We start from the raw sequence: 7,579 nt of genomic DNA, 5'->3' as shown, positions 1-7,579 counted from the left end.
TATCCCGCGATGACGGCCTCGACGACGGGGCGGCGGGCACGAGAACAGGAAGGTGCACGGATGTCCGGCAATCTGGCGATCCACGCCGACGGTCTGCGCAAGAGTTACCCGGGGCCGGGCGGCGAGGTGGAGGCCGTACGCGGTCTCGCACTGAGCGTGGCGAAGGGGGAGTTCTTCGGCCTGCTCGGGCCGAACGGCGCCGGCAAGTCCACCACCATCGGGATGCTCACGACGATGGTCCGGCCCACGGCCGGCCGCGCGGAGGTCTGCGGCCTGGACGTGGCCGCCGACGCGGTGGCGGTCAAGCGGCGCATCGGCGTGGTGGCACAGGACAACACGCTCGACATCGAGCTGACCGTCGCCGAGAACCTGGAGTTCCGCGGCCGGTACTTCGGCCTCGCCCGCCGCGCCGCCCGGGCCAGGGCGCAGGCGCTGCTGGACCTCTTCGGACTGGCCGACCGCGCCCGGGCGCGGGTCTTTGAACTCTCCGGCGGCCAGCTCAAACGCATCATGATCGCGCGGGCCCTCGTCCACAGCCCGGACGTGCTCTTCCTCGACGAACCGACGGCCGGACTCGACCCGCAGTCCCGCATCCACCTCTGGGACATCCTGCGCGGGCTGCAGACCGAGGGGCAGACGATCCTGCTCACCACGCACTACATGGAAGAGGCCGAGACGCTGTGCGACCGGCTCGCCGTCATCGACCACGGCCGGGTCCTGGCCTGCGACAGCGTCCGGGCCCTGCGCGAGTCGGTGGGCGCCGAAACCGTCGTCACCCTCGTCTTCGAAGGCGGCCCCTTCGACCTCGCCGCGGTCCACGCGATGGCGCGGGCCGACCGGGTGGAGGCCACGGAGGGACAGGTACGGGTCTTCGCCAAGGACCCCGACGGCGTGCTGAGCGACCTGGTCGCGCTGGCCGCCAAGGCCGGCCTCACCGTCGTCGACGCGTCCCAGCTCGGCCCCAGCCTGGAAACCGTGTTCTTGACCCTCACCGGACGGGAGTTCCGCGAATGACCACCACCGTGCTGACCAAGGCACCGGCCGCCAGGAGCCGCGCCCTGCACACCTTCGGGGCCATGATGGCGCGCGACGCCAGAGTGCTGCGCCGCAACTTCGTGATGAGCGCCGTCCGTATCGTCATCCAGCCGCTGCTGTTCGTCTTCGTCTTCGCCTATGTGCTGCCGAAGGTCGGCGGAGGCGCCGGACCCGGGGGAGAGGCCTTCTCGACCATCATGGTGCCGGGGCTGGTGGGCTCCTCCATGGTCCTGCAGGCGATGGCCGCCGTGACATTCCCGCTGGTCATGGAGCTGTCCGGGCCCGGAGCCATCGAAGACCGGGCGCTCGCGCCGGTGTCGGTCCGGGTGCTCGGACTGCAGAAGATCCTCTCCGCGGTCGTCGAAGGACTCGTCGCCGGCATCCTGGTCTTCCCGGTCGTCCTGCTGGTGCACGCGCAGGGCCAGGGGCCCGCCGTGCAGGTCGCCAACTGGCCGATGCTCGTCTTCGTGCTGCTGGCGGGCGCGGTGCTGGCCTCGTCGATCGGCATGTACCTCGCCACCCGGATCGACCCACGGCAGATCCAGGTGCTGTTCACCCTGGTGATGTTCCCCGCGATGATGCTCGGCTGCGTCTACTTCCCCTGGACGGCGCTGGAGAACACCGCCTGGCTGCAGATCGGCGTACTCCTCAACCCCATGGTCTACATGAACGAGGGACTGCGTGCCGTCCTCACGCCCCAGATCGACCACATGCCGACCTGGGCCTTCATGCTGGCTCTGTTCGTGGGCGCGGTGGGTTTCGTATGGCTCGCCATGCGTTCGTTCGCGCGGCGCGTCATGCAGTAGCGCCCGCCGCTTCCGGCAATTCCAGCCGCCGGCCATCCCGATCCACCCACCTCAACCCACCCACCCCGGCCATTCCCAACCAACCATTCCAGCCAACCCGACCTCCTCCACTCCCGAAAGGGGAGAACCCATGTCCGCATCGCACGAGAACACCGGATTCCAGATCCAGGTTCCGGCGCCGCCCCGGCCGCCCGCCCCCGAGCCCGCCGCGCCCACCCCGCCCGCGGTTCCGGCCGTACCGCGGCCCGCCCGCCCGAAGTCGTCGACGGCCGAGGAACCGCCGCCCTTCGCGGCTCCGGCGCCGCCGGCCGCCCCCGCCCCTCCGGTGCCGCCGGAGATCCGACACCCATAGCGGCTACGGGAGGCACGCGCCCGACGGGTCGTCGCCGCCGTCCGCCATGCCGAATGGGATACCCCGAACCGGGCACCCGGCTGGGCATGGGACTGCTCACGCGCATGGAAAAGACAGTGGAGCACTGGGAAAGCGCGCTGGTCGACAAGGTGCTCGGCAACGACCCGGTCGAGCTCTGCGACGACCTGCGACGCGAATGCGACAGCCACGCCGTGGTGTGCGGCCGGCGCCGGGTGCTCGTCCCCAACGCCTACAAGGTCGAGCTCGCCGCCGCCGTCCACGAACAGCTCGGCGAGCGCGACCAGCAGATAGGCCAGGAACTGACCGATGTCCTGGCCCGGCACGCCGCCGAACACGACTACGAGTGGGCCGGTCCGCTGACCGTCCACGTGACCGGTGCCGAGGACCATCTCGAAGGGCGCTATCGCATATCCAGCCAGGCCATGCCCAACATTCCGGCGGACGCGTTCGCCGAGACGCCCCCGGAGGCGCCCCGGACGGCGACGCCCGCACCATGACCAGGGTGAGAAGGATGTGACGATACATCATACCTAACCGTACTGCTCTATAAGTCGCCAATAACCATCAATGTCCGTTCTGTTGGTCTGTATTGCGCCACGGATGGCACGACCTGCGCCGACTGTTTTTGATCTGTGAGGAATGAGCGGTGTCGATCTGGGAACCCGTCTCCTCGCATCGTCGTCGACGCAGGAAAGGGCGAGTCATGACAACGGCAGCAGTACAGACTGTGGAGCTCGGACAAACGGCTGGTACGGACCGGCCGTCGAGCGAGACACGGGACGTTGCCGAGGGGCTGCCATGGGTCGAGGACGCGGGGAAGATCGCTCCCAAGGACGCGCGTGAACTGTCGAAGCTGTTCTTCGAGCAGCTCTGCCACCTTGAAGAGGGCACGCACGAATACCAGTACGCGCGCAACACGCTCATCGAGATGAACCTGTCCCTCGTCCGGTTCGCCGCCAGCCGGTTCCGCAACCGCGGCAGCGGCGAGATGGAAGACATCATCCAGGTCGGCACGATCGGCCTGATCAAGGCGATCGACCGGTTCGACCTGTCGCGCGAGGTGGAGTTCACCTCCTTCGCGGTGCCGTACATCGTGGGTGAGATCAAGCGCTTCTTCCGTGACACCAGCTGGGCGGTACACGTCCCGCGCCGGCTCCAGGAGCTGCGGGTGGAGATAGCCAAGGCCAAGGAGCAGCTCGCCGGCACCCTTGACCGCGACCCCACGGTCAAGGACCTGGCCACCCATCTGAAGATCACCGAGGAAGAGGTCCTGGACGGCCTCGTCGCCGCCAACGGCTACGCCGCCGGCTCCCTGGACTCGCCCAACGAGCAGTCCGACGACGGCCCGTCGAGCGGCAAGGCCCGTACGGTGGCCGACACCATGGGCGAGACCGACCCCGCCATCGAGACGGTCGAGAACCTGCACGCCCTCGCTCCGCTGCTGCAGGAGCTGGACGACCGGGAACGCCAGATCATCGAGATGCGGTTCGGCCAGGAGATGACCCAGTCCAAGATAGGGGAGGCCCTCGGCATCTCCCAGATGCACGTCTCCCGGCTCCTGGCCCGCACCCTCGGCAAGCTCCGCACAGGTCTGTGCGTCGAAGCCTGACACTTCCGTGTGCCGGAAGGCCCCTACGACCATGGAGGGAAAGACCGTGTTGATGGCCCACCCCGCGATCCTGCGGGATCTTGTCGAGCAGTACGAGACGCTGCGGATTCTCCATGCCGAGCAGGGCACGTCCGCGTCGCGGCAGCGGCTGGAGGACGTCTCGTACACCCTGTGCGTCTCGACGGGAACCCGGAGGACCGAGGACGCCCTCGCCGCGGCGCGACAACAGCTCGCGGCCACACCCCACGTGACCGACGCCACGCAGCGGATCAAGAACGCGGCGGACGCGGCACCGGCAGCCGAATCCGATGTGCGGTTGACCGCCTGAGCGCGGTGACGTGAACGCACGCGAGTCCCCTCCTGGTAGTACAACGGGAGGGGACTCGCATGTCGGCGGCCCGTCGGCCCGCAGGCATCGTCGTACGGAGCGACGACAGAGGACGCTCGGCACCTCGTCGTCCGGGTCCACGACGGGCACCCTGCTGATGACGTGCCGCGCGAGCAGGCTGTCGACCTGTTCGAAGGGGATGCCGGGAGTCGTTTCGATGACGTGCTGGTCCGGTTCCTGACCTGGCCGGTGCTTGATTTCGAGGGGCGTCGAAGCGGTGCAGTAGGCGGAGTGGTGCAGGCGGACACGGTCGCGCCGGTCCACCACGGCGTCGAAGCGGTGCTGCATGCCCGCCGTTGCCAGCAGGATGCGCGTCTCCCAGCAGTGGGATGCCCATGAGGGGGAGGGATGCCTGTACGCCGTCGGTGCGGGAGTGTCACTTGAAGAACCGGCGGAAGCCCCGGTCCGGGGCGAACCTGAGCAGGTCGAAGGCGAGCGGTACCGCCTCCGCACTGGCCGCTGCCGCCCGTACCGCGGCTCGATAGGCCGTCTGCCGGCATGCCGACCGGCGGACGGCCTACCGCAGCGCGCGCTATTGCGTCTGCTGCGGTGCACTGGAAGTCGTGTGGCAGGCGGTCTGGTGGCCCGTCCGCGTGCTGCCGCACGCATGAACGGTTTCGATCCCGCCCCGGGCGGTGCTGCGTCAGGGAAGGGATGTCGCGATGGAGGAGGAGCCCGCCCCGCCCGCACCGACAACTGTCGTGGTCCGGGCCGGAAGTACTACGTACCCCTTCACGCTCGCCTCCGGGCAACTTGGCCGTACGCAGACGTGGCGGGAGGCCGTCGGCGGCGCCCGTGCGGTCGTGGTGATCACCAGCGGGCCGGTCGCCGCCTTGTTCCCCGAAGCGCTGCGGGCCATCGGCGAGGCGGGGCCCCAGCGCGTCGTGGTCGAGGTCCCCGACGGGGAGGACGCCAAGACCCTTGAGGTCGTCAACCACTGCTACCAGTCGCTGGCCCAAGTGCGGGCCACCCGCAACGACCTGGTTGTCGCCCTGGGCGGCGGCACGGTCACCGACCTGGCCGGTTTTGTCGCCAGCACCTGGAAGCGCGGTGCCCGCCTGGTCCATGCCCCGACGACGCTGCTGGCCCTGGTGGACGCCGCCGTCGGCGGCAAGACCGGCATCAACCTCCCGGCCGGCAAGAATCTGGCCGGCACCTTCCATCAACCTGAGAGGGTTCTGGCCGATGACACGGTCCTGCCGAGCCTGCCCGTGCGTGAGCTGCGCTCCGGCCTCGCCGAGGTCGTCAAGTGCGGCTTCATCGCCGACCCCGTCATTCTCGACCTGCTGCCGGACAGCGATCGTGATACGGCTGAGCAGGCCGAGCAGTACCGGCGGCTGATCGAGAGGAGCGTACGGGCCAAGGCGCAACTGCTCGCCGACGACGTGGCCGACCTGGGCCTTCGCCGGCACCTGAACTATGGTCACACCGCCGGCCAGGCGATCGAGGCCGCCAGCGGCTTCAGGCTGCGCCACGGCGAAGCCGTCGCCCTGGGCATGGTCTACGCGGCCCGCATCTGCGAACTGCTCACCGGCAGCGACGGCACCGACAGCACCGGCGACGGCATCGTCACCGACACCCGGAACGCCCTGCGCCGAGTGGGACTGCCCACCTGCCTGCCCACCTGCCTGGAGACCGCCGTCCCCTTCGAGCGGATGTGGGCCCTGATGCAGCAGGACAAAAAGGTCAGCCTAGGCCGGCCCTCCTTCGTCCTCAGTCCCCGCCGCGGCGCCGCCACGCTCGTGCCCATGCCGGACCGGGCCACCGCGCAGGCGGCGTTCGACGACGTACTGCGGCCCGGCCGCCGGTAGCACACCGTTGTCCCTTGCAGACGAAAGGCAGGCCGTGGCGTGGTGCGGGAGCCGAGTGTGGATGTGGCGGTGGTGGGCAACGGAGTGCTCGGCCTGTCGGTGGCCATCGAGACCGCCCGGCGCGCCCCTGGGCTGCGGATCGCGGTGATCGGCCCGCCCGGTCGGGAAGGGGCGGCCACTGCCGCGGCCGGAGCGATGCTCAACTGTTTCGGCGAGGTCACCCGGTACACCGGTTGGCATCCAGCGGCGCTGGCGAAGTTCGCGCTTGCCCGTCAGGCGCTGGAACGGTGGCCGGGGTGGTTGGATCAGCTCGCTGACGACGCCGGGCCGCCCGTGGGACGGGCCGCGCTGCGTTCCCACGTACCGGGTACCTTCATCGTTCTGGGCGCCGGGGCCGGGTCGATCGCTGCCGACAACTTCACGGCTCTGTGCCGAGCCGCCGAGGAGCACGGTGAACCGCACGACCTCATCGATGCCGCCGACATCCCCGGCCTGGACCCCGCGCCGCAGGCCCGCCCGCTGCGGGCGGTGCACCTGCACCGGGAGGGCTGCGTCGACGCGCGCGCCGTCCTGGCCGCCCTGGAGGCGGCCGCCCGCCGGCACCGGGTACGTACGGTTCCGGACACCGTTCGCGAGGTGCTGGCCACCGCGGACACGGTACGCGGGGTACGGCTGGCCGACGGCAGCACGCTCGGCGCCGGCGCGGTCGTCCTGGCCGCCGGCAGCCGCAGCAGCGAGCTGACCACCGGTGTGCTGCCGCCCGGGGCGGTGCCCCCGCTGCTGCACGGCGCCGGATCCGCCCTGCTGACCCGGCGCACCCGGCCCGGCGGCGCCCGCCAGGTGATCCGTACACCGAACCGGGCCGCCGGCTGCGGCCTGCACCTGCTGCCCCTGCCGGTGACGGACCAGCAGTACCTGGGCGCCACCAACTTCCTCACCTGCCACCGCCCGGACGGGCCGGTGGTCGGCGCTGCCGAAATCCTGATCCGCACCGCGCGCCAGGAGATCGACCAGGCCATCGCGAACAGCCAGCTCAGCGCATGGATGTGGGGCGCACGCCCCATCACGTTGGACGGCTTCCCCCTCATCGGACCCTGCCCGGTGGCGGGCCTGTACTTCGCCACCGGCACCTACCGCGACGGCTTCCACTGCGCCCCGGCCATCGCCCGTCATCTGGCCGGCCAACTCCTCGCCCCTGGCCCGCCGGACGCGGACGCGGACATGGCGTGGTTCACCCCGCACCGGGCGCCCATCGAGACCATGACGGCGGAGCAGTCGCTCACCGAAACCGCCTCCCACGCCGCCGAGACCGCCAGGGAACACGGCCTGCAGCTGCCGTTCTTCCTCGACGACGAACCGGTGGCCACCTACGTACACGACCGCGCCCACCGGCTCTTCGACCGGCTGGGCCACCCAGCCGCCCTGCCCCCGGAAATCCTTCTGCTCGCCTTCATCCTGGCCTCCCGCGGCAACGATCACCCCGCCCGATGGCTGGCCGACCACCTGCACGCCGCCCGCGCGCACCACTCGTCCGCGGTTCGTCGATGAGGGCGCAGC

At 70.2% G+C, this 7,579-nt stretch carries 9 protein-coding genes; all 9 read left to right on the top strand.

Annotated elements, in window-relative coordinates:
* Positions 1-60 precede the first annotated feature (60 nt).
* The 9 genes from ACZ53K_RS27740 (at position 61) to ACZ53K_RS27700 (ending at position 7,570) form a co-directional block, all read left to right on the top strand.
* Positions 61-1,014, top strand: a complete 954-nt coding sequence (locus tag ACZ53K_RS27740; RefSeq protein ID WP_468841572.1) for an ABC transporter ATP-binding protein — start codon at positions 61-63, stop codon at positions 1,012-1,014.
* Positions 1,011-1,841 (top strand): ABC transporter permease, encoded by an 831-nt coding sequence (locus ACZ53K_RS27735; protein ID WP_468841570.1) that lies wholly within the window; start codon positions 1,011-1,013, stop codon positions 1,839-1,841. The genes ACZ53K_RS27740 and ACZ53K_RS27735 overlap by 4 nt, the downstream gene beginning before the upstream one ends.
* A gap of 130 nt (positions 1,842-1,971) precedes the next feature.
* The gene (locus tag ACZ53K_RS27730) at positions 1,972-2,193 is read left to right on the top strand and encodes a hypothetical protein (RefSeq protein WP_468841568.1); all 222 of its coding nucleotides are present in this window, start codon (positions 1,972-1,974) and stop codon (positions 2,191-2,193) included.
* A gap of 104 nt (positions 2,194-2,297) precedes the next feature.
* Positions 2,298-2,711, top strand: coding sequence for a DUF3662 domain-containing protein (locus ACZ53K_RS27725; RefSeq protein WP_468841566.1), 414 nt, complete (start codon positions 2,298-2,300; stop codon positions 2,709-2,711).
* A 206-nt stretch (positions 2,712-2,917) separates the two neighbouring features.
* Positions 2,918-3,823 (top strand): RNA polymerase sigma factor SigF, encoded by a 906-nt coding sequence (locus tag ACZ53K_RS27720; protein WP_468841564.1) that lies wholly within the window; start codon positions 2,918-2,920, stop codon positions 3,821-3,823.
* A 46-nt stretch (positions 3,824-3,869) separates the two neighbouring features.
* The gene (locus ACZ53K_RS27715) at positions 3,870-4,151 is read left to right on the top strand and encodes a DUF5133 domain-containing protein (RefSeq protein WP_468841624.1); all 282 of its coding nucleotides are present in this window, start codon (positions 3,870-3,872) and stop codon (positions 4,149-4,151) included.
* Positions 4,152-4,313: 162 nt separating this feature from the next.
* Positions 4,314-4,550: a hypothetical protein gene (locus ACZ53K_RS27710; RefSeq protein WP_468841562.1), complete on the top strand. Its 237-nt coding sequence runs from the start codon at positions 4,314-4,316 to the stop codon at positions 4,548-4,550.
* A 323-nt stretch (positions 4,551-4,873) separates the two neighbouring features.
* Entirely contained in the window at positions 4,874-6,022 is a 1,149-nt protein-coding gene (gene aroB, locus ACZ53K_RS27705) for a 3-dehydroquinate synthase (RefSeq protein ID WP_468841560.1), read from the top strand.
* Positions 6,023-6,079: 57 nt separating this feature from the next.
* The gene (locus ACZ53K_RS27700; protein ID WP_468841558.1) at positions 6,080-7,570 is read left to right on the top strand and encodes an NAD(P)/FAD-dependent oxidoreductase; all 1,491 of its coding nucleotides are present in this window, start codon (positions 6,080-6,082) and stop codon (positions 7,568-7,570) included.
* Positions 7,571-7,579: the final 9 nt, after the last annotated feature.

Source organism: Streptomyces sp. NPDC033221, assembly GCF_055577005.1.
This window is presented reverse-complemented; position numbering and strand designations above follow the sequence as displayed.